This is a genomic window from Nocardia sp. NPDC004278 (genome assembly GCF_053602975.1).
On sequence record NZ_JBSGEQ010000015.1, the window covers coordinates 94,058 to 114,563 of the forward strand.

Genomic DNA, 20,506 nt, shown 5'->3' on the forward strand with positions numbered 1-20,506 from the left:
CCGCAAGGGCGGTCAAGCCTTCTTGGCGTACTCGGCGAGGATTTTCAGCGACTCACCGGGCGACTCGGCCTGGACGCTCAAGCGGTCCATGACCGAGAGGTACAGCGCGAGATCCTGCCGTCGATCCAGGTACAGCGCGCTGGTCAGGTGTTCGAGGTAGACGATATCGGGCAGCTCGGATTCGGCGAAACGCAAGATACTGAACGAACTTCCCGCAGCGGCATGCTCGCCCGCCGAATACGGCAACACCTGCACGGTGACATTCGGCAATTGCGCGAGCTCGATGAGGTGCTCCATCTGCTCGCGGTGCACCCGCGAACCACCGACCGGCCGATGCAGCGCGGCCTCATCGATGATCGCCCAGACCGTCGGCGGATCGGCGCGTCGCAGCACCTCTTGCCGCTTGATGCGGACCTGGACCCGCCGATCCATATCGGCGTCCTCGTACCCGAGTGACATTACCGCCCTGGCATATTCGGGCGTCTGCAAGAGTCCGGGCACCAGATGCGCCTCATAGGTACGAATCTTGGTGGCCGCCTGCTCCAGGCCCAGGTAGGTGCCGAACCAGGACGGCAGCAGATCGCTGTAGCGATGCCACCAGCCTGGCTCGTTCGCCTGCCTGGCCAGATCGAGGAATCGCTCGCGTTCCTCGGGGTCGGACACGCCGTACAGGGTCAGCAGGTCGCGGATATCGCGTTCCTTGAAACCGGTGCGGCCCAACTCGAGACGACTGATTTTGGCGTGTGATCCGCGGATGGCGTCACCTGCGGCCTCTCGGGTGATGCCCTTCTTCACCCGGAGGTCACGCAACTGCCCGCCCAGCGCGATCCGCAATACGGTCGGACCACGTTCCACTACAACCGATTGCACACGACCGTCGTCATCGGGTTCTGCGATCATGAAGTCATCTCCGATACTCGGGTTTGACCACAGTGTGTCACAAACACCACGTTTAGAAACACACCGCACCGATCGCCAATGTTACCGCTCAGCTAGTCAGGTCGTCGAACTCCCCGGCCTTCGCGCCGCGCACGAATGCGTCGATCTCCGGTCGGGTATAGAACAGGATGCCACCTTCCGGGTCGCGTGAATTGCGAACGGCGATAGAACCATCGGATGCCTCCGCTACCTCGACGCAATTACCGCCGGACGGACCGCTGAAGGAGCTCTTGCGCCAAGCGCTCGTGATCTTGCGTGAACCGGTGTCCAACATCTTCCCCACTCCTCGGGCTACTTCCAGTGTGAGATGTGCGCTCGAGCGGCCTTACAGATGTGCGCTCAAACGTTCTTGCATTTGCACCTACATCTGCAAGATAGCACGGCCCTCCCGGTGGCGGGATCACAGAATTCAGACCTGCCGGTCCGCTACGTGACCACTGTTCGGCGGGTTACGCGAGTGCCGTATGCGCCATTCAGCGGAGCGCCATTCGTCTACCCCCCGTGCCACACCACGCGGATGGCAGGGACTCCTTGGTACGTAATGGATTCCGCGTGGCACCGACGCGGACCCCCGTCGGCGAACCACTCGAACCACCCGGTCGAGCAGACACGAATCTTGTACTGTCGCAGTGCACATCGGATGTGCCAGCCATGCGCGACACCCGCCCGCCGGAGCAATCCGGTCAACGCTTATCCGCTCGCCGAGGAGTCCACCCCATGCCCGAAGTTCACAATCCGCTCATCCGAACCGACATCCCGCATTCCGCGCGCATCTGGAACTACTGGATGGGCGGCAAGGACTACTACGAAATCGATCGGATCGCCGGTGACGCGGGCATCGAGGTGGATCCCGACATCACCACCATGGCGGTGCAGTCGCGCCAGTTCCTCATTCGCGCGGTCCGCTACCTGGCGAGCGAACAGGGCATCCGTCAGTTCCTCGATATCGGCACCGGGCTGCCGACCATGCAGAACACTCATGAGGTCGCCCAGAGCGTCGCGCCGGAATCGAAAGTCGTTTACGTCGATAACGATCCGCTGGTGCTGGCCACCGCGCGGGCGCTGCTCACCAGCACCACCCCGGAGGGCGTAACCACCTACGTCGACGCCGACTTCCACGATCCGGAGCTGATCGTCTCCGACGCCAGGAACGTGCTCAATTTCAATGAGCCGATCGCGGTGATGTTCATGGGCGTGCTCGGTCACGCCAAGACCTACGAGGACCTGCTGCGCATCGTGCACACCGTGCTCGCCGCGGTACCGTCGGGCAGTTTCCTGGTCATGTGGGACGGCACCGATGACAGCAAGGACTACGTCACGCTGTGTGAGAACTACACCGGCACCGGCGGCGTTCCCTATGTTCCCCGCCCCCAGGCCGAAATCCGTGCCGTATTCGACGGTTTGGAACTGGTGGAGCCCGGATTCGCCTCCATCACCCAGTGGCGCGCCGACGCCACCGAGGTCGGCGAGATCCGGCCGATCTCGGCCTATGGCGCGGTCGCCCGCAAGCCCTGAAGCACAAGTGGGACAACGGCGGTCGTCGGCCATCCAGCCGTCGACCGCCGTTCACATTTCTGTCGGTCGTTCGTACAAATGTACTTGCATCTGCAAGTGCTGACGGCCTAAACTCGGAGCCAGCATCGGGGAGGTACGCAGGGAGTTCGCGCCAGCGTCACCACATTCAACCTCCCCACCAGCAGACGCGAGGGGCGGTCGAGATGAGTACGCCATTCCGAACTCCCCGCGGGGCTACGATCTCCGGCGGTGGGATCGACACCCTGCGGCAGTGCTCGGCGCCCGATTACGCGCCACTCGATTGTGCGGTCGAACCGCGCGGCCTCACCTATCGACAGGCCCGCGAGATCCTGCATCTGCACGAGGTCCACGGACCGCAATGCCGCCAGTGGCTGGCCGCCGCCGCCTACCTCTCGGCCGGGCTCGACGACGAATAGCCTTCGGCGCCCGCAGCTCCGCAAACGGCCAGCCCCAAATCGCTTCACCCACAGCGATGTTCGTGCAGATGCACTTGCATCTGCACAACACATGACTCTAAACTCGTGCGCGACAAGGGAGTTTCGCACCCGGGAGCCCGTGCCGTAGTCGCCACCGGGACCTCCCGGCGTCAGAGGCACAGGGGTGTTCGCATGAATCCACCACACGCTGCCGGTCGACTCGGGATCGCCGATGTCGCCGCCGCCTATGGCACCGAAGCGCTGCAACGGCGCATCGCCGAGCTACGCGCGAGCGGCAAGCACTACGCCGCCAGAGCGATCGAACGCGAAATCCGTAGCGGCGCAGTGATAGACGAGCTGGCTCTGCACAACCACCAAGGCGCCGCTTAGATTTCGCGGGCCCGCCCTACAATCCGCCGCCCCCGCCGATGAACCAGGGGTTGAACGTGCACACCAGATCCGGATGCGCATCCGGATCGAGCGCTCGCAGGGCAATGGATGCCGCGCGCGGCGAGTACATCATCGTCAGATGATCCGACATGTCCTGCGCACAGCCGTCCTGCAGCGTGATGTTGTGCACCGCGGCGTCGGGGCCCGCCGTCAGGAAGGTCAGCTCATAGGGATTGGTGACCTCGTCGTGCTGCGAGCCGACAACCGTGTACTCGACACCGGGCACGGTATCCCCCGCGTGATTCAGCTTGGCGTAGAACGGTGACCCGATCGCCTGCTCGATATTCGCGTGGCCGACGAACAGCTCGTTGAACCCCAGGATATCGACACCCAAATTATTGATCGCCCGTCCCAGGGTGGCCATTCCGAGCAGGGTGGTGCCATGGTGGGTGGAGCCGAAGGTGACCATCCGTGCCACCTTGCCGACTCCCCCTTCGAATTTCAGATACTGATCGGCCACGGGGCCGCCCTGGGAGTGCGCGACGATATCGACCTGGTCGACCCCGGTCGCGGCCCGCACCCGATCGATGAATTCACCGAGCTGCTTTGCTGAATCCTCCATGTAGCCAACGCCATTGCGCCCGGGCAGGATCGCACCGAACCCGCCGCCCTCGAGCAGATTCGCCTGTCCATAGTTCAGTGCGAAGACACAGAAGCCCGCACGCACCAGCTGTGGCGTCAGGTACGCGAAGCTGTCATAGGCGTTGAGCCAGGTGCCGTGCGCCAGCACCACCGGACGCGGATGTTGTTGTGTGGGACGGCAGCTCCAGTCGTTCGCACCCGGCGGCGAGGCATCCGGATGCAGGACCCCATAGCCGAATGCAGCGAGATAGACCGCGACCTCCGGCCCCGCGCTCACCGGAACCGACGCCCGACTCCCCGCCGAACCCGAGCTGCTGCCGGTGCCAGCGAAAGCCACCGGGGTACGCCCACCCGCCGATGCGCCGGGCGCCGCACTGATGAAATCGGCGAGGGCCTGTTCGGTCGGCGCGATATCCGGATCGGCGCCAGCGGGGCCGGGGCCGAACCCGACCGCGAGGAGCGCGGCGCTCCCGATCACCGCGCACGACAGCGCCTTACGTCGCAATCTCCGATGGTTACGTCGTGTCATTGTTCGCACCTTCCATGGCTACCCGACACTGGGCACAGCGGCGCAGGCGAACCGTTCGCAAACACCGAGCCATGGGCAAACGTTAAGACGGCTGGTCACGGGATTTCAGCGACTCGGTGCGGTGCTGGAGCTTCCCACCACGGCACATGCTCCGCTTATGAGCAATGCACAACTACGCGGGCCCACAAGAGATCTCGCATATCCTTCCCGGGTTCATAACCTTTTCGTATAGTGATGCAACGATTCGGGCGCAGATCTATCACGCCCGATGTGGCACTGGAGCGACGCCTATGACCTTCTCCGCGCTGGATCTGTCCGTCGAAGATGCGGACCCCGTCCTAGAGATCGGCGGGCAGCCCGCCTCGATTCCCCTGATGAATACCGACCGTGTTGCCTCGCGGATGGTCGGGTACTTCGCGACCTGCATGGCACCGTGTCGCACGCTGCCCGGCGAGCAGTTGCGCGGCGACGTCACCAAGCTGACCCGCAGCTGTCTGGCGCTGGCCGCCGAAATGTTCGACAAGCGCATGGTTCCCGGCAACGAGCAGCTCGGGGAGGTGCGCGAGGCGGCGGCGCAGTGGGCCCGTGAGGCGGTGCCGCTCGGCACCATTTTGCGCGCCTATCACGAGGGACTGCGGATCGCATTCGGGCTGGTTACCGCGCGCGCCAAGGCCGACGATATCGCGGAACTGCTCGTCGCCACCGACCTCATGCTCGAACTGCTCGAGGCGATCACCGTGGCGGTCTCGGATGCCTATGTCGAGGAACAGCATCTGGTCGCCAGGGAGCACCAGACCGCGACCCAGACCCTGGCCTCGGCACTGTTGAGTGGGCGCGGCAGTTCCGCGCTCGCCCGCCAGGCGGGTATCCCGATCGCCGACGCGTATCAAGTGGTGGCGCTATCGATTCCCGAACATCCCGACGAACGCGATCCACGGGTCGACAGCCAGGTCGCCGCCCGCAGGAAGCTGCGCAGGCTGCAATCGGAACTGGCCGTCGCCTTCGATTCCCGCGTACTCGCCCTGCTGAGCACCAGGGGCGGCACGCTCCTCGTCCCGGTCGAGGCCGACGCGACGATCCTGACCGCCGAAACACTGGATCGACTGGCCGAATCCGCCGAGGTTCCGCTCACCGCCACCGTGGTTACCGGCCAGACCGATGAGATCCCGGAGGCCGCGGACCAGGCCCATGAGCTACTCAATCTGGTGCGGGTCGGCGGACGCAATCCGGGCCTGTATCAGATGACCGACCTGGCCGTGGAGTACCAACTCACCCGTGGCGGCCCCGCCACTCGGCGCATCGCCACCATTCTGGACCCGCTCGACGCCCATCCCGAACTCTTCGACACTATGCGCGCATACCTCGGTAACGATATGAACCGCCAGCTCACCGCGCGCCAGCTGTATGTGCACCCGAATACCGTCGATTACCGGCTGCGCCGCATCGCCCAGCTGACCTCCGTCGACCTGGCCACCTCCGCCGGGATCTCCCAGGCGGCCATCGCCCTGCTGGCCCGTGATCTCGACCGGAGCGTGGCCCGGCGGCTGTAATCCCCGCCTGATGCGGATTCGTGCTGGTCACGAGGTCATGAACGAGTCATCCTGATAGGTGCCACGACATCTGGATGGTGGATTATGCAAATAGCGGAGATCTTGCGCAGGAAGGGCAGCGACGTAGCCACCGTCGCGCCCGAGACCACCGTGCGAACCCTGCTCGGCACGCTCGCCGAACACAATATCGGGGCGGTGGTGGTATCGCCGGACGGCAGCCGGATCACCGGCATTGTCTCCGAGCGCGATGTGGTGCGCAGCTTGCACGCGCGTGGCGCCGCTCTGCTCGACACCCCGGTTTCGGAAATCATGACCGTCGATGTGCGCACCTGCGTGCCCGACGATCTGGTCGACGGATTGCGCAGCACCATGACCGAGCACCGCGTCCGGCATCTGCCGGTGGTCCACGACGGCCGTCTCGTCGGCATCGTCAGCATCGGCGATGTCGTCAAGAGCGCGATCTCCGAACTGGCCACCGAACGCCAGCATCTGGTGGAGTACGTGCAGGGACAATACTGAAGGGCCGTGCGTACCTGCGACTTCCGAAAGGCGTTGGCTACGAGCAACGTTCGAAGTCATCATCGAAAGTGCGTATCGTTGGTGGCGTCCAGCGCGGTTCTCGGAAGGGAGTGGCACGTTGCGGTCACCTGCGTCCGGGACGGACCTAACCCGACCATCCACCGCCCGAGCGGTCTCCATCCCACCGATATCGGCGCCACTGCCTCCCACTACCGCCGCCGTGCGCGGACTCTTTCCGGCACTGGCCGAATCCACCGAGGTCTATCTCGACAGCGCGGCCACCACACAGAAGCCGCTGCCGGTCATCGAGACCATCCACCGCTACCACACCTCTCGCACGGCCAATGCCGGTCGCGGTACCTACCCGTGGGCCACCAACCTGACCACCCGCCTGGCCCGCGTCCGAGACCACACGGCGGCCTTCCTCGGTGCGGCGACGCCCGATGAGGTGGTTTTCACCGGCGGCGCGACCGCCGCACTCAATGCGGTCGCGCTGTCCTGGGGCCTGGCCGAACTCGATGACGGCGACGAAATCCTCTACAACCCACGCGATCACGCCTCGAACGTCCACCCGTGGCACCATCTGCGGCAGGTGCTCGCCCGCTTCGGGCGTCGCATCGAACTGGTCCCCTATCGGGTGACCGAACTGGGCGAAGCCGATACCGCCGACATCCTGGCCAAGATCACCCCGCGCACTCGGCTGATCACCACCAGCCATCTGCACCATGTCTTCGGCGGGCTCACCACACTGGAGGAACTGCGCGGTCTGATCGACCCCGAAATCCTGCTGTGCTTCGACTGCAGTCAGAGCGGCGGGCATCTGCCGGTGAACGTCGCCGAGCTCGGCGCGGACTTCGCGGTCTTCGCGGCGCACAAGATGTTCGGTGCGCCGGGTACCGGAATCCTGTACTGCCACCGCAGAGTTCACGATCGGCTATTGCCGTTCCTACCGGGCGGCAATTCCGGGGTCGACCTCACCGACACCGGATTGGCCTCGGCCGGAATGCCGGAACTGCTCGAGGGCGGTACGCAGAACATTCCGGGTATCCTGGCCCTCGGTAGCGCATTGGAGGTGCTGGAGTCGCTGGATGTCGGCGTCATCGCCGCGCACAATCGCGCACTGACATTGCGGCTGATCGACAATCTCCGTCCAGTGCCGGGGCTGGAATTCCTGCCGGGGCCCGCGCACGCACCGTGCGCGATCGGCTATGGCATCGTGTCCTTCACACTCGCGGGCATTTCCGCGACCGATCTCGGATTCGTGTTGAGCGAGTTGGGTTTTCTGGTTCGCACCGGCCTACACTGCACGCCCGGGGTTGACGCCGACAGCACGGACTCGGTCCGAGTCAGCACGCACATCTACAACACCCTCGACGAGATCGACCGCTTCACGACATGCGTCACGACGATTGCCGAGGAGGTCATGTGAAAATGGACGACACTCCGCGCTATGACAGGCGAGCCGCGTCCCGGGTGCTGGCGGGACTCACCGAACCAGGGTTGTTCACTACCCCCATCTCGATTCCTTCCGATCGACATATCGAATACACCTGCGCCGCACTGCGTCCCGAGCCCAATAGCCACCTGACTTACTCACAGCGGCTGTACCTGCAGAACTTCATGCGCCCATGTCAGCCGCATCAGGTCACCAGTGCGACACACCGCATCGCCTGGACCGATAGCGACGGCATCCCCAATACCGGGCATTTCCGTGCCGACGGCCTCGGCCCGCTGGTACCGATCGCAATGCGCGAAGCGGTCCTGCTGCTGTGGCATGCCGTGGCCGCGAATTCCGCACTGGCACAACGCGTCGACCGCCTCGGCCCGCGCGAACACGCGGTGCTCGACGGCACCACCACCGATCACGATCCGATCGAGATCCTGCGGGTGGGCATCGAGGCCGCCGGGCGCGCGCTGGCACAGCACGCACTGCTCGCCCGTCAGACGCCGTATCGCAGTGCGAGCGAATTCGCCAGGGGCATACACGATTCCGGCATTTTTGCAGCGGTCGCCACGCGCTGGTATTGGGAGTTGCAGGCCTCCACCTACCGGCGCGGGATGATTCCGGTGACCCTGGCGGCCCAGCCCGACGGCACCGTGCGCTACACCGCCGACACCGTGGCCACGCTGCGCGCGATGAAGGACGCCACCATCGAGGATGCGCACACCGTCATGCGGCGCGCCACCCGGGTGGAGGGACTGAGCGTGTCGGCGGCCATCGCCAAGTACCACGACGACCTCGATCTGATTTCCCGGCAGTACGCGCTGCTGCCACCGAATACCCGGCCCGCGTGTCTGGCCGCCATGCCCCACCATCTCGGTGGCGGGCACTACACCCTGCTTCCGGTCGTGGTCGACCAATTCGTCGCGATCTTCACACAGCTCGTCGATCGGATCCGGATCACCGAGGTGAGCGCCGATCTCGACGAACGCACCGCCGATGCGCCCGTGACCGCCGAGGATCAGATCTTCTATGTCCCGGATATGAGCTGCCAGCACTGCGTCCGCACCATCACCGGTGTGCTGGAGACGATGGGCGTCAAGGTGCTCGAGATCGATCTGCCCAGTAAGCGGGTGGTCGCCGAATTCCGAAGTCCGCGCAATCGCGCCCGCGCGTTCGAATCGATCCGCGACGGCGGCTACAACCCGGTGGCCGAGAAGCCGGCGCATGCCGCGTTGGATTCGTCGCGGTCACAGCCCACGGAAACCGCGGTATGACGGCACCGCTACCGGCGCTACCCGCGAAGATCCATCCGCTGGTGCGCGCCTTTCTCGATACCCGCGAGGCCGTCGAAGAGACGCTGATTCGCTTCGGATCCCCGATCCACCTGGTATTTCCGCAGGTCTATGCGGAGAACCTGAAACGGTTGCGCGCCGTACTCGACCGCAGGGGTGCACGCTATCGAATCTGCTACGCGCACAAGGTGAATCAGTCCCGCGCCTTCGTGCGCACCGCCGAACACGCTGGCATCGCGATCGACGTCGCCTCCCCGCACGAACTCACCAGCGCCATCGGCGCCGGATTCGGGCCGATGCGCATCGAGGTGACCGGGCCGAAGGGTGAAGCGTTCCTGCGTGATCTGATCGATTGCGGGGTCACCATCAATGTCGACAACCTATGGGAGCTGCGCCGAATCACCGAGTTGGCCGGTGACCGCGCGCGAGTTCCCGTGCTGCTGCGGGTTTCCGGCTTCGACGAATCATCGCTGAGCCGATTCGGTGTGCCGCTGGCGCATATGGATCGCGCATTCGATCTACTGTCGGCCAACCGCCGACGAATCGCGTTCCTGGGCTTCGCCTTTCATATCGATTCCGGCGAGCCCGCGGAACGTGTCCGTGCCATCGACGCCTGCCTGGCCCTGGTCGAACGCGCATACGAGCATGGGCTCGCCCCCTCGGTATTGAATATCGGCGGCGGCTTCCGGCAGGTGTTCACCGCCGACGCGGATCGGTTCGACGAGTATGTGCGCGCGCTGCGCGAATCGCTGCTCGGCCGTGGGGAACCGATGAGCTGGTCGAACAATACCTTCGGCTATCACGTCGATGACGGTGTGGTGCACGGGATTCCGGTCTTCCACAAGTACGCGAACACGGTACCCGCGACGCGGATGCTCGATGATCTGCTCGGCGCGCCGTTGGAGCGGCACGGCGGCCGCACCGTCGCCCAGGTGGCCGGGGACAATATGCTCGATATCTGGCTGGAGCCGGGTAAGGCACTGGTGGACCATGCCGGGGTGACGGTGGCGCGGGTGGAGTTCGTCAAGGAACTCGCCGACGGCACGGTGCTGGTCAACCTCGATCTCAGCCGCGATCAGGTGACCCCGGCCGATCAGGAGGTCATGATCGATCCGCTGGTCCTGCCGAGCATCGCGCATATGCCGAGCAGTGCACCCGGTCCGGCCGCACCCGGTCGTGACGGCACCGTGGCGGACGATGGTGTGACACCATTGCGCAGTGCCGCCGATACCATGCCCGCGCTGCGCCCCGCACCCGAATCCGGCCCTGTCGGTGTGTATTTCGCCGGACGCCTCTGTCTGGAGCGCGATCTGATCACCAACCACAAGGTGTGGCTGCCCGAGTGCCCGCGCCAAGGCGATCTGGTGGTGTTTCCGAATACCGCCGCCTACCACATGGATCTGTCCGCGGCATCGGCCTCGATGCATCCGCTGCCCGCGAAACTCGCTGTCGTACACCGCTCCGGCAGTTTCCAGGTGTACCGGGATGCCGACTACGAACCGCTCATCCCGGTCGGCCTACCACCGCCGCGCCGCACTCCCCCGCGCGGTCCGCGCCGTCCACCGCTGCCGCGCCGACCCTCCGGAGCGCCGTAATGCGCTATGACCACATCACCGATTTGATCGGCAATACGCCGCTGCTGCGCCTGGATCCGGCCGTGCACGGACTCGACAATGTCGAGCTGTACGCAAAACTGGAGTCGCACAATCCCTTCGGCTCGGTCAAGGACCGGGTGGCCTGGGGGATGATCCGCGACGATCTCGATGAGATCCGCGCGAGCGGACAGACACTCATCGAGGCGTCCAGCGGCAATACCGCCAAGGCACTGCGGATACTCGGCGCGGTACACGGCATCGGCCTGCGCGCGGTGACCAACCGGATCAAGGTCGCCGAGGTGCGCGATCTCCTGCAGCTGTTCGGCACCGAGATCGTGGAACTGCCCGGCCTGTCCGAATGTCCGGATCCGACCACGCCCAATGACGTGTACTCGGCGATCGAGGCGACCATGGCCAGGGATCCGGACGCCTACTATCACCCCTCGCAGTACACCAACGAGAAGAATATCGAGGCACATCACCACGGCACCGGCCGCGAGATCCACGAGGACCTCGCCGCCGATGGCATCACCCGGGTCGATTATCTCATCGGCGGACTCGGCACCACCGGCTCCACCCGTGGCGCGGCCACCTACCTACGCAAGCACAATCCCGAACTGCGCACCATCGCAGTCGTTTCCGATCGCTCGGACTTCATACCCGGCATCCGGTCGGAGAGCGAAATGTGGGATGTCGGGCTGTTCCAGCCCGACTTCTACGACCGCATCGTCACCATCGACTCGGCCCGCGCGGTGGACGCCACCCTCGCACTCGCCACCGGCCACGGCATCCTCGCCGGTCCAACCAGTGGCGCGAGCTATGCAGCCGCCCTGGAAACCCTTGCTGAGCAAGCCATTTCGGCGCGAGAGCCGGTGGTCGCGGTATTCATCGTCTGCGATCGGCTGGAACCGTATCTGTCCTACCTCAAGAAGCGCAGACCGGAACTGTTCGGCCGCGCCGACCGCCGCCACGCACCCAGCGCCGCCGACCTCGCCGCCACCCCGGCCCTGACCCCACACGAGCTGGCCGAACTGGATCGGACCGACCGTCCCACCATCGTGGATACGCGTGGCGCGATGGCCTACCGCATCGGCCATGTGCCGGGCGCGATCAATATCCGCGACGATCAACTCGACGATATGTTCGCCCACGGCATACCGTTCCCCCGCTCGCGGCCGCTGGTCTTCGTCTGTCCGGTCGGCGAACTATCGCTGCGCTTCGCGGCGATCGCCCGGCAGGCCGGATTCGACGCCAGCAGTCTCGGCGGCGGCATCGTCGCATGGCGCGATGCCGGATTCGCCCTGGAACGCGGCGGCTGAACCCGGTCATGACGGTCAGGCATTAATGTGGGCGGGTGCAGACAGGCCAGGAATCAGACGACGATACCGGTCCCCGGATCTGGGGTGGAACCACGCTCACCGAGCGCAGGGAGACCCGCCGCGCCGCACTGCTCGAGGCCGCGCTCGATCTGATCGGCGAATCCGGTGCGAGCGGGGTCACCATGCGCGCGGTATGTCGGCGCGCCAATCTTACCGACCGGTACTTCTACGAGAGCTTCGCCAGCCGCGACGAACTGCTGGACGTGCTCTATCGCCAGGTCGCCGACGAATTCCTGGAGCCGATGACCGCGTTCGCGGCCGCAGATCCCTCCCGCGACCGAGAACTGTCCGAGATCCTGGTCGACAAGGTGCTCGCCGATCCGCGCAAGTCGCGGCTGTTCCTGGTCGAGCTGTACTCGAGCACCGGCCTCGGCCAGACCACCATCGCGGTAATGCCGGTCTTCACCCGGCTCATGCAGGATCATCTCTTCGCCCATATCGAGGATCCGGTGCGGCGCAGATTGGCCGCCCTCACCATGGCCAGCGGTAATGCGGGCATGTTCTCGGCCTGGTTGAACGGCTCGCTGCGCGCCACACGGGAACAGGTGATCGACCACTGCGTGGCGACCATCGCCGCCTACCGCAGCATCTATTGACGGCGACTCGGCGAACGGCTGGCCTCCTCTCGCCCCGCTGCCAGGATGCGGGCCAGATCCTCGGGAGTCGGCATGCGGGTCGTGATGCCGACGGCGGTGCGTCCGGTGTTGCCGAGTGGGGCGCGGTCGAGCATGCTGCCGAGCCCGGCGAGCAGCAGCCGCACCGCACATAGTGCTCCACTATGTGCGGTAGATCGCCAGCGCCGGATTTCTCAAAGATGTTCCTCGACCCTCGTTTTGGACTCGCGCGGGTGTGTGCAGCAGTGCACTCGGTGTCAGATGTGGTGGGAGGCGGTATGGGTCATTGCGTCCGGTCACTCGAAAGGTTCGGCGGCGCGTGGTAGGAAAGTACCCGAACACCACATCGTGGCGAGCGACACGGGGGCGCGAAGATGGCAGCGATAGTGTTGGTGCACGGGATCGCACAAGAGCAGTATGGCGCGGATCTCTTGGAGGCGCAGTGGCTTCCGGCGCTGGCAGCGGGTGTCCGCACGGCCGGATACGGCGAACTGGCGGACCAGCTGTGGCGGGCATCGCGGCCGGGCGCACTCGAGGTTCGAATGGCGTTCTACGGCAATGCTTTTCTGGCTCCCGGCGCACAAGGCGGTAGCGGGCCGGTCGGCGATGCGGACGGCGAACTCACCGAGCGGATCGCCGAGGCCTGGTTGGCGACGGCGGCCGGGCAGGCGGCCGATCAGCGTGATCGGCTCGAAGCGCAGCGCTACCTGGACAATTCGGCGCTCGGCGCCGAGGGTGCGCAGGGCATCGGCCGCAAGGCCAGGCCCGCGGCGAATGCGCTGACCAAGCTGAAGTGGTTCGCGCCCTTCGGTTTCGGCATGGCGGCCAAATTCGTCAATCGGTCGTTGGCCCAGGTCAGCCGATATCTGTCCGAAGAGGCGGTGCGCGAGCACGCGCAGCGGCAGGTACTCGATCTGATCGGTCCGCAGACCCGACTGGTCATCGGGCATTCGCTCGGTTCGGTCGTCGCCTACGAGGCGCTGCATCGCACCCAGCAGCCCGTCGCGCTGATCACCCTCGGTTCGCCACTAGCGCTGCAGTCCATCATCTATCCGCTATTGCGACCGCAGCCGCCCACCGTCCCCGCCGCGCTCACCCGCTGGGAGAATTTGGCCGATCGCGACGATATCGTCGCGGCGCATCTGGACCTCGCACCGTATTTTCCACCCGCTCCCGGTCGCGACGTGGTGCCGACAACACATCCCGAACTCGACAATGGTGCGAGTCCGCACGATGCCGCGCACTATCTGACCAAGAAATCGGTCGGGCGCATCATCGCCGAGTCCCTCTCGTAACCAGAGGAATCCCCGATCGCGCGTACGCTGACAACTCTGGCACCGAGTGCGAGGAGTTCACCGCGATGACCGACCCCGTGCAAGGTTTGACGGGTAGGCTCATCTCGCCGATCCGGGACACCGGAATGCTCGGCGAAGTATTGGTTGCGATTCGTGGGGGCACGGAGATATATATCGCGCGGGCGGCCGAGCCCATCTCGGCAGGGGAATCTGTCCTGATCATCGCGGTACATCCAGGCCGCATCGTCGATGTGGTGCCCTGGATTCCGCTGGAGCCCGTGCAGACCGAGCAAATGTGACATCGCGACCGCGATCTACGAAGTACGAAACTGGGAGGCGCAGTGCTGGGTTATCACGTTCCGGATCCTGACGAGGCAATGCTGGTCAGCGGCGGCACGAGCAAGGACAACGCGCCATTCGGCGTGGTCATCGGGCGCGGCAAATGGGTGATGCCGTTCTTCCGCAAGGTGAGCTATCTGTCGCTGGCGATGTTCGAGGCCGAGATCAAGGAGCGGTGCGTCACCAAACAGGCCATCCAGCTCGAGGTGCGCGCGGTGATCGCGTTCAAGGTGGCCAATGACACCCAGTCGATTGTCAATGCGGCCCAACGCTTCCTGTCCGAACAGGAGCGGGAGATGTCGGTGTTGACCGGACGCATCTTCTCCGGACATCTGCGCTCGATCGTCGGCTCGATGACGGTCGAGGAGATCATCCGCGAGCGCCAACGGCTGGCCGATGAGGTGCTGGTCGCCTCCAAGGTGGAGATGAGCAATATCGGCCTATGGGTTGATTCGTTCCAAATCCAGTCCATCGATGACGGCAATCTCGGGTACATCACCGCACTCGCCGCACCGCACAACGCGGCGGTGCAGCGCGATGCGCAGATCGCGCAATCGCAGGCCGCGCAGCACGCCGCAGAGGCCGAACAGGAATCGCTGCGCCGACAGGCCGAATATCAGCGCGAGACCGCCATTCTGCGGGCCCAGTACCAGCAGGATATCGACAAGGCCAATGCCGAAGCGGCGCAGGCCGGGCCGCTCGCCGAGGCCATGGCGTTGCAAGAAGTGCTCACCGCACAGGCCGAACAGGCCCGCAAGGAAGCCGAACTGCGCGAGCAGCAACTGCAGGCCGAAGTCGTGAAACCCGCACTGGCCGAAGCGGAACGGGTGCGCATCCTGGCCGAGGCCGAGGCGGCCCGGACCCGGATCCAGGCCGAGGCGGCGGCCTCCAACAACCGGATTGCCTTGGACCAGTTGTTGATCGAGCAGCTGCCCGAAATCGTCAAGCAGGCATCCAACGGGCTGGCAAACGCCAACTTGACGGTGCTGAACGGACCGGACGGTGTCGGCGAATTGGTCAACGGAATGGTGGGTCAGGGCCTCACTGTATTCAACTCGTTACAAAAAGCGCTTTCATCCAACGACGAGGATAATGCGCGTTAAAGTGGCCGGGTAGAGACGGCGCGAGGAGCGGGTGTTGGTGTCCATCGGGAAATTGGTGTCGTTCGACAGTTCGCGGGGATTCGGGTTCATTCGGCCCGATGATGGTGGCCCGGATGTGTTCGTACACGTGAACGACATCGGACTGGACGAGGACGAGCTGCGCCAGGGGCGGGTGTTCGAATTCGATGTGACCGAGGGCGATCGTGGGCCCAAGGCGATCAATCTCGCCGTGGTCGGGGGCCAGCCGATCCCACCCGCTACTCGGCACAAGAAAGACAGATCCGGATCCAGCCAGCTCACCGCCACCGAACACAAACGCCTGATCACCGAACTGCTACTGGATGCGAGCCCCGCCCTCACCGCCGGTGAGATCCTCACCATCCGCGACCGTCTCACCGCCTTCGCCGATCAGCACGGTTGGCTCGACTGAGCTCCACTCCTCCGCCTCCCGCCTGCGGTGAGCGCGGCGAGCATCCCGGCCGCCCGTGGGTCGCCACCGCCTCGATGACTGGGACAAACTCGGACGCGCCGTCGGCCACCTCCGCGAGGAAGCCGACGGCGCCGAGGAACATCGAGCCGAGGACTTCCGCCTCCACCGGATCGGCGATCTGGTCTTTTGCCCCGACGGCGCAGTTCCACAGCGAGATCGGTCCCGGGACTCGATCTGTTCCCAATACCATTGCGGCAGATAGGGAAGCCCGACGTGCACCCCGGCGGCCGTAGGTCCAGCCCGCTTACGGCTCTGCGCTTACGAAGGTGTCGACGGTGCGGCTGTCGAGCCGGGGGATGATCTGTCCCAGCCCGATGCGCTGGAAATGCTCCTGGTCGCGATGCGCCGCGAATCCGGCGGCGTCGGTGTACCGCTCGAGGATCACGATGTGTGCGGGGTCGTCTACCTCTTGGAAGAATTCGTAGGAGAGGTTGGCCGCCTCGTTGCGGGTGGCTGCGGCCAGCTCGTGCAAGTGCTGGATCACGGCGTCGACGGACTCCGGCCGCGCCCGGTAATGCGCGATCACCTGGAAGTACTTCGCGGTCATGCTGCTCCTTGATGAAATGTGATGGTTGTGCCGGGCCGGCCGCGCCGCCCGGCGTCAGCATCAGCGGCCCGCCGCATCCCACAACGACTCTGCACTGGTCGAGACGGCGCGCGCACCCTCGCGCAGCGCAGTCGACACATCGGCGGTGCTGCGCACGAACCCGGCGGCGACGAACGGGCTGAGTCCTTCGATCTCCGGCGGCCTGAGATGGGAGAGCACCGGCCAGGGCATCGCCTGCACCAGGTGCGGTCGGTTCTGCCGCACGGAGTTGATAGCGCGCGGCAGGTTGGACCGATCCGTGACGAAGACCTTCTGCATGGTCACCATCCCCGCTGCCGTCGTGCGCTGGATCAGCGCGCCCTTGGTACTGACGACGCCGGGCGCACCGATCGACTGCAGGTACTCCACAGCACCGCGGTCCTGCCCGAGCCCGGAGCAGGCATCGGCATTGACGAAGGTGAACCGACCAGCCTCCGATAGCGCCCGGACCAGGCCCGCCAACTCGTGCAGAGCCACGTGCGCGAGGATGTTCACCCGGCATTCGGACCGCAGGAACGCCGGGACCGACTCGGCGCCGAACACCGCGGCGATCACCGGGTTCCGGGTCAGCCACAGGTCGAGTTCGCCGGGTAGTGGGGGCATCGGCTTCGACATCCTTTCCTGCGAACCATTCGGCTCAACTGACGGTACCTAGAGACCCAGTTTGCCCGGGTTGAGCAAATTCTCGGGGTCGAGCGCGGACTTGACCGCCCGGAGCACCTCGAACCCGGCGCCCAGCGACCGCTCCAGGTACGGCGAGCGCAGCAGTCCGACGCCGTGGTGATGACTGAGCGTGGCTCCATGCCGGAGGATCACCTCGTTGGCCGCATCCCATGCAGACCGGTACCAGGCAGCTCGATCCGCGACCTCTACGCTGCCGCGCAGCGAGAAATACAGGCACGCGCCGTCGACGTAGGCGTGGGACTGGTGCGCCGAGCCGGCCAGCGTGCCGGGCACGGCGGCAATCGCGGCGACGACCTCGTCGTAGATCGCCGGCAGGTCCTTCCACTTGCCGATCATCTCCAGGGTGTCGGCGACGAACCCGGCGCTGTGGGTGAAGCCCTCGGCGCTCTTGCCGGTCAGATACCTGGTGTCGAGCCAACGCTCGTAGATCGCGTCTCCGTCGAGTTCGGTCCCGGTCTCGGCGCATACCCTACGGCTGATCTGCATTGTGGCGTCGACCAGCTCCCGGCTACCCTCGTCAGCGATCAGCAGCACATTGGTGTCGGGCAGGCCGAACTGCACCCCGCTCTCGAGGGTGTCGTAAAGGCGCAGCGCGGCCGGGGTTGCGCCCTGCTGGACGATCTGGCGACAGGCCTCGAGCCCCTCGGCAAAACTCTGGAAACCGTAGGCGTGCGCCAACGCGTAGTCCGGCAGCCGGTGCACCTTGAGTCGGATCTTGGTGATCACACCGAGGGTTCCCTCAGAGCCGATGAACAGCTGCAACAGGTCTGGACCGACCGCGGCACGGGCGCTGTCGCCGACGCTGACGAGCTCCCCGTTCGGCAGGACCACGTCGAGCCCGTAGACCATGTCCTCGATCTTCCCGTACCGGGTCGAGAGCTGGCCGGCGCCGCGACAGGCCACCCATCCGCCGACGGTGCTGATCGCGTACGAGGAGGGCCAGTGCCCCATCGTCATCCCGTATTCGGATTGGATCTTCTCCTCGAAGAGATCGCCGAACATGCCGGGCTCGACCTCGACGATCTGACTTTGCTCGTCGAAGCCGAGGAACCGGTTCAGTCCGCACACATCCAATACAATGCCGCCGCGGACGGGCAGGGCCGCGCCGGTGACATTGCTGCGGCCGGCCGAGACCGTCACGGGAATCGTTGCGGCAGCGGCTATCCGGATCACCCGCTGCACCTGTTCGGCGCTCGACACATGCGCTATTACCGCCGGCGGTGTGGCTGGGCGGCCGCCGGTCTCGGCGATCATTGTGCCGGCCCACCAGTCCCGGGTGCCCTCCCGCACCGCCGCCGGCTCGGTATCGACTCGGTCGGCGACTGCGGTAAGGGCCTCGATGACGGTCGGTGGAACCGACACCGGGTCATCGGCGAAGCAGGGTTCCCCGTCGACCGGGCCAACATGCTGCGCGAAGTGCGGCTGGGAAGGTGCGCCCACCGTGTAATTGCCCCGGTTGTATCCGCGCTTCAGTGCTTCCTTGCTGATCATGTCTACTTGTCTCCCATCAGGATTGCGCGTTCGTGTGCGGTCTGCAGTCGGTAATGGGCGACCTGGTCGGCCACCTCCGAGCGTGGGAGGTCGAGCTCCTTCATCAGCAGCTCGCCGACCCGCTCAGCCGAGGCGGCCGAGGCATCGCGGGCCATGATCCGCGCCCGCGTCCGACGCGAGAGGATGTCGTCGACGCTGCGGGCCAGCTCATGCCGTGCCGCGTAGACGACCTCGGCCTCCAGATAGGGGAGGCCGTCGACAATCGGGCGGCCGAGGCCGGGGTCCTCGGCAAGAATGTCGGTGACGAAACGGGCCTCGGTGCCGTAGCGTTCGCCCAGGTGGGAGGCGATCCCCCCGGACGCGACGATCGCCTCCGGATCGTAACCGGCGGCGCCGAGCAGGTACGCCGACTTGGTGCGGCAGCGGCTGCTTCGCCCGAGTACGGCCTGTGCCGCGTCGACGGCCTGCTCTGCCATGTGGCGAGCGGTGGTCAGCTTCCCGCCCACCACCGTGACCAGGCCGTCGGGATCGGTGCGGATCTCGTGGTTTCGCTTGAGTTCCACCGTCTTTCCGCCCGGTGGCGCCACCAGCGGCCGGCACCCGGCGATACTGCCCAGCACGTCCTCCGGCTCGATGTCGATGTTGAGGGCGGTCCGCGCGCCGTCGAGCAGAAAGTCGCGTTCCTCGCGGGTGCAGTTGACGTCGTCGAGGTCGCCGCGGTAGTCCTCGTCCGTGGTCCCGAGGTAAGCCGTGTTGCCCCAACGGGTGATGGTGGCGCGACGGCTGCGGCCCGGGACCGGGATGGTCACGGTGCAGTCGTTGCGGATCTTCGACCAGGGCACCGCGATGTGCACCCCCTTGGCCGGGCGAATGTTGGGGACCTCGACATCCGGGCCCGCCGCGCTCCAATCACGCAGCCACACGCCGGTCGCGAGCACGACGACGCCGGCGCGGGCCCGGACCTGTCTGCTGCCCACCTCGGCGACGACGCCGCTGACCTTGCCGCCGCGGCGGGTCACCTCGGCGACCCGGGCTCCGTTGAGGACGGTGGCGCCATGGAACGCCGCAGTGCGGGCCAGGGCCAGCGTCAGCCGCGCGTCATCGGCGCGCGCGTCGTAGTACAGAAAGCCGCTGTCGAGGTGCTCGGCCTTGAAAGTTGGGCAGTGCGACAGCACTTCGTTCTTGGTCAGTTTCTGGTGCAAGATCCCCTCGCGCCAGCCACCGGCCAGGTCGTAGGTCCACAACAGGCTCTCGAAACCCGCGGCGAGGCGGCGGTCGAACACCCCGTTGTGCGAGAGCACCGGGAACAGGAACGGCAGTCGCTGCACCAGGTGTCGCGCGTTCTTCCGCAGGCGCTGCCGCTCGAGCAGTGAATGCCGCACCAACGACAGGTTGCCCTGCTCGATGTAGCGCAGTCCGCCGTGGATCATCTTGGAGGACTTCGATGACGTGCCCGAGGCGAAGTCGTCCTTCTCCAGCAGCGCCACCCGAAATCCACGCAGCGCCGCATCCATCGCCGCGTAGGCGCCGGTGACCCCGCCACCGACGACGATGATGTCGAAGTCCCCGCCATCGAGGCGGGCAAGCTGTTCGGCGCGATCGAGCCGCAACGGCGAATCCGAGACCATCCGCGCCCGCGCCGACGCCGGCCGGCGCGCGGGCATAGCTACCGA

General features: G+C 65.6%; 22 protein-coding genes. 14 read left to right on the forward strand and 8 right to left on the reverse strand.

Annotated elements, in window-relative coordinates:
* Nucleotides 1–12: 12 nt before the first annotated feature.
* On the reverse strand, nucleotides 13–900 hold the full coding sequence (locus tag ACWEO2_RS23240) for a Scr1 family TA system antitoxin-like transcriptional regulator (RefSeq protein WP_433684534.1): 888 nt from the start codon (nucleotides 898–900) through the stop codon (nucleotides 13–15).
* An 88-nt stretch (nucleotides 901–988) separates the two neighbouring features.
* Nucleotides 989–1,213, reverse strand: coding sequence for a DUF397 domain-containing protein (locus ACWEO2_RS23245; RefSeq protein WP_354956962.1), 225 nt, complete (start codon nucleotides 1,211–1,213; stop codon nucleotides 989–991).
* A 443-nt stretch (nucleotides 1,214–1,656) separates the two neighbouring features.
* Here ACWEO2_RS23245 and ACWEO2_RS23250 point away from each other — a divergent pair, with 443 nt between their 5' ends.
* From ACWEO2_RS23250 to ACWEO2_RS23260, 3 genes are all read left to right on the forward strand, one after another.
* Complete coding sequence (locus ACWEO2_RS23250; RefSeq protein ID WP_355186061.1) at nucleotides 1,657–2,454, forward strand: SAM-dependent methyltransferase; 798 nt, start codon at nucleotides 1,657–1,659, stop codon at nucleotides 2,452–2,454.
* Between the two features lie 203 nt (nucleotides 2,455–2,657).
* Entirely contained in the window at nucleotides 2,658–2,891 is a 234-nt protein-coding gene (locus ACWEO2_RS23255) for a hypothetical protein (RefSeq protein ID WP_355186063.1), read from the forward strand.
* A gap of 192 nt (nucleotides 2,892–3,083) precedes the next feature.
* Nucleotides 3,084–3,281 (forward strand): hypothetical protein, encoded by a 198-nt coding sequence (locus ACWEO2_RS23260; protein WP_452407226.1) that lies wholly within the window; start codon nucleotides 3,084–3,086, stop codon nucleotides 3,279–3,281.
* A 16-nt stretch (nucleotides 3,282–3,297) separates the two neighbouring features.
* On the opposite strand, the gene ACWEO2_RS23265 is transcribed toward ACWEO2_RS23260, so the two are convergent.
* Nucleotides 3,298–4,452: an esterase/lipase family protein gene (locus tag ACWEO2_RS23265; RefSeq protein WP_452407227.1), complete on the reverse strand. Its 1,155-nt coding sequence runs from the start codon at nucleotides 4,450–4,452 to the stop codon at nucleotides 3,298–3,300.
* A 290-nt stretch (nucleotides 4,453–4,742) separates the two neighbouring features.
* Between ACWEO2_RS23265 and ACWEO2_RS23270 the strand changes: the two genes are divergently transcribed.
* From ACWEO2_RS23270 to ACWEO2_RS23300, 7 genes are all read left to right on the forward strand, one after another.
* Nucleotides 4,743–6,002 carry a PucR family transcriptional regulator gene (locus ACWEO2_RS23270; RefSeq protein ID WP_452407228.1) on the forward strand — a complete coding sequence of 420 codons (1,260 nt, stop codon included), beginning with the start codon at nucleotides 4,743–4,745 and terminating at the stop codon, nucleotides 6,000–6,002.
* Nucleotides 6,003–6,086: 84 nt separating this feature from the next.
* Nucleotides 6,087–6,521 (forward strand): CBS domain-containing protein, encoded by a 435-nt coding sequence (locus tag ACWEO2_RS23275; RefSeq protein ID WP_452407229.1) that lies wholly within the window; start codon nucleotides 6,087–6,089, stop codon nucleotides 6,519–6,521.
* A gap of 220 nt (nucleotides 6,522–6,741) precedes the next feature.
* A complete protein-coding gene (locus ACWEO2_RS23280) occupies nucleotides 6,742–7,950 on the forward strand; it encodes an aminotransferase class V-fold PLP-dependent enzyme (protein ID WP_452407230.1) in 1,209 nt (402 codons plus the stop codon).
* A 2-nt stretch (nucleotides 7,951–7,952) separates the two neighbouring features.
* On the forward strand, nucleotides 7,953–9,239 hold the full coding sequence (locus ACWEO2_RS23285) for a heavy-metal-associated domain-containing protein (RefSeq protein ID WP_452407231.1): 1,287 nt from the start codon (nucleotides 7,953–7,955) through the stop codon (nucleotides 9,237–9,239).
* Entirely contained in the window at nucleotides 9,236–10,852 is a 1,617-nt protein-coding gene (locus tag ACWEO2_RS23290; protein ID WP_452407232.1) for a decarboxylase, read from the forward strand. Before ACWEO2_RS23285 ends, ACWEO2_RS23290 begins: the two co-directional genes overlap by 4 nt.
* Nucleotides 10,852–12,171 carry a pyridoxal-phosphate dependent enzyme gene (locus tag ACWEO2_RS23295; RefSeq protein ID WP_452407233.1) on the forward strand — a complete coding sequence of 440 codons (1,320 nt, stop codon included), beginning with the start codon at nucleotides 10,852–10,854 and terminating at the stop codon, nucleotides 12,169–12,171. The genes ACWEO2_RS23290 and ACWEO2_RS23295 overlap by 1 nt, the downstream gene beginning before the upstream one ends.
* A 35-nt stretch (nucleotides 12,172–12,206) precedes the next feature.
* A complete protein-coding gene (locus ACWEO2_RS23300) occupies nucleotides 12,207–12,827 on the forward strand; it encodes a TetR/AcrR family transcriptional regulator (RefSeq protein WP_452407234.1) in 621 nt (206 codons plus the stop codon).
* Here ACWEO2_RS23300 and ACWEO2_RS23305 read toward each other — a convergent pair.
* A complete protein-coding gene (locus ACWEO2_RS23305) occupies nucleotides 12,821–12,991 on the reverse strand; it encodes a DUF3703 domain-containing protein (RefSeq protein ID WP_452407235.1) in 171 nt (56 codons plus the stop codon). The genes ACWEO2_RS23300 and ACWEO2_RS23305 overlap by 7 nt on opposite strands.
* Nucleotides 12,992–13,219: 228 nt before the next feature.
* On the opposite strand from ACWEO2_RS23305, the gene ACWEO2_RS23310 reads away from it, so the two are divergent.
* The 4 genes from ACWEO2_RS23310 to ACWEO2_RS23325 all read left to right on the forward strand — a co-directional run bounded on the left by ACWEO2_RS23310 (nucleotide 13,220) and on the right by ACWEO2_RS23325 (nucleotide 16,012).
* Nucleotides 13,220–14,140, forward strand: a complete 921-nt coding sequence (locus ACWEO2_RS23310) for a hypothetical protein (protein ID WP_452407236.1) — start codon at nucleotides 13,220–13,222, stop codon at nucleotides 14,138–14,140.
* 65 nt (nucleotides 14,141–14,205) lie between these two features.
* A complete protein-coding gene (locus ACWEO2_RS23315; protein WP_452407237.1) occupies nucleotides 14,206–14,439 on the forward strand; it encodes a hypothetical protein in 234 nt (77 codons plus the stop codon).
* A 42-nt stretch (nucleotides 14,440–14,481) separates the two neighbouring features.
* Nucleotides 14,482–15,582 (forward strand): SPFH domain-containing protein, encoded by a 1,101-nt coding sequence (locus ACWEO2_RS23320; RefSeq protein ID WP_354956942.1) that lies wholly within the window; start codon nucleotides 14,482–14,484, stop codon nucleotides 15,580–15,582.
* Nucleotides 15,583–15,613: 31 nt separating this feature from the next.
* Nucleotides 15,614–16,012: a cold-shock protein gene (locus ACWEO2_RS23325; protein ID WP_354956941.1), complete on the forward strand. Its 399-nt coding sequence runs from the start codon at nucleotides 15,614–15,616 to the stop codon at nucleotides 16,010–16,012.
* A gap of 304 nt (nucleotides 16,013–16,316) precedes the next feature.
* On the opposite strand, the gene ACWEO2_RS23330 is transcribed toward ACWEO2_RS23325, so the two are convergent.
* The 4 genes from ACWEO2_RS23330 to ACWEO2_RS23345 are packed head-to-tail and all read right to left on the reverse strand — an operon-like array spanning nucleotide 16,317 to nucleotide 20,497.
* A complete protein-coding gene (locus ACWEO2_RS23330; RefSeq protein ID WP_452407238.1) occupies nucleotides 16,317–16,619 on the reverse strand; it encodes a putative quinol monooxygenase in 303 nt (100 codons plus the stop codon).
* Nucleotides 16,620–16,679: 60 nt separating this feature from the next.
* Nucleotides 16,680–17,261: a glycerol-3-phosphate responsive antiterminator gene (locus tag ACWEO2_RS23335; protein WP_452407239.1), complete on the reverse strand. Its 582-nt coding sequence runs from the start codon at nucleotides 17,259–17,261 to the stop codon at nucleotides 16,680–16,682.
* 48 nt (nucleotides 17,262–17,309) lie between these two features.
* Nucleotides 17,310–18,833 (reverse strand): FAD-binding oxidoreductase, encoded by a 1,524-nt coding sequence (locus ACWEO2_RS23340; protein WP_452407240.1) that lies wholly within the window; start codon nucleotides 18,831–18,833, stop codon nucleotides 17,310–17,312.
* A 2-nt stretch (nucleotides 18,834–18,835) separates the two neighbouring features.
* Complete coding sequence (locus tag ACWEO2_RS23345; RefSeq protein ID WP_452407241.1) at nucleotides 18,836–20,497, reverse strand: FAD-dependent oxidoreductase; 1,662 nt, start codon at nucleotides 20,495–20,497, stop codon at nucleotides 18,836–18,838.
* Nucleotides 20,498–20,506: the final 9 nt, after the last annotated feature.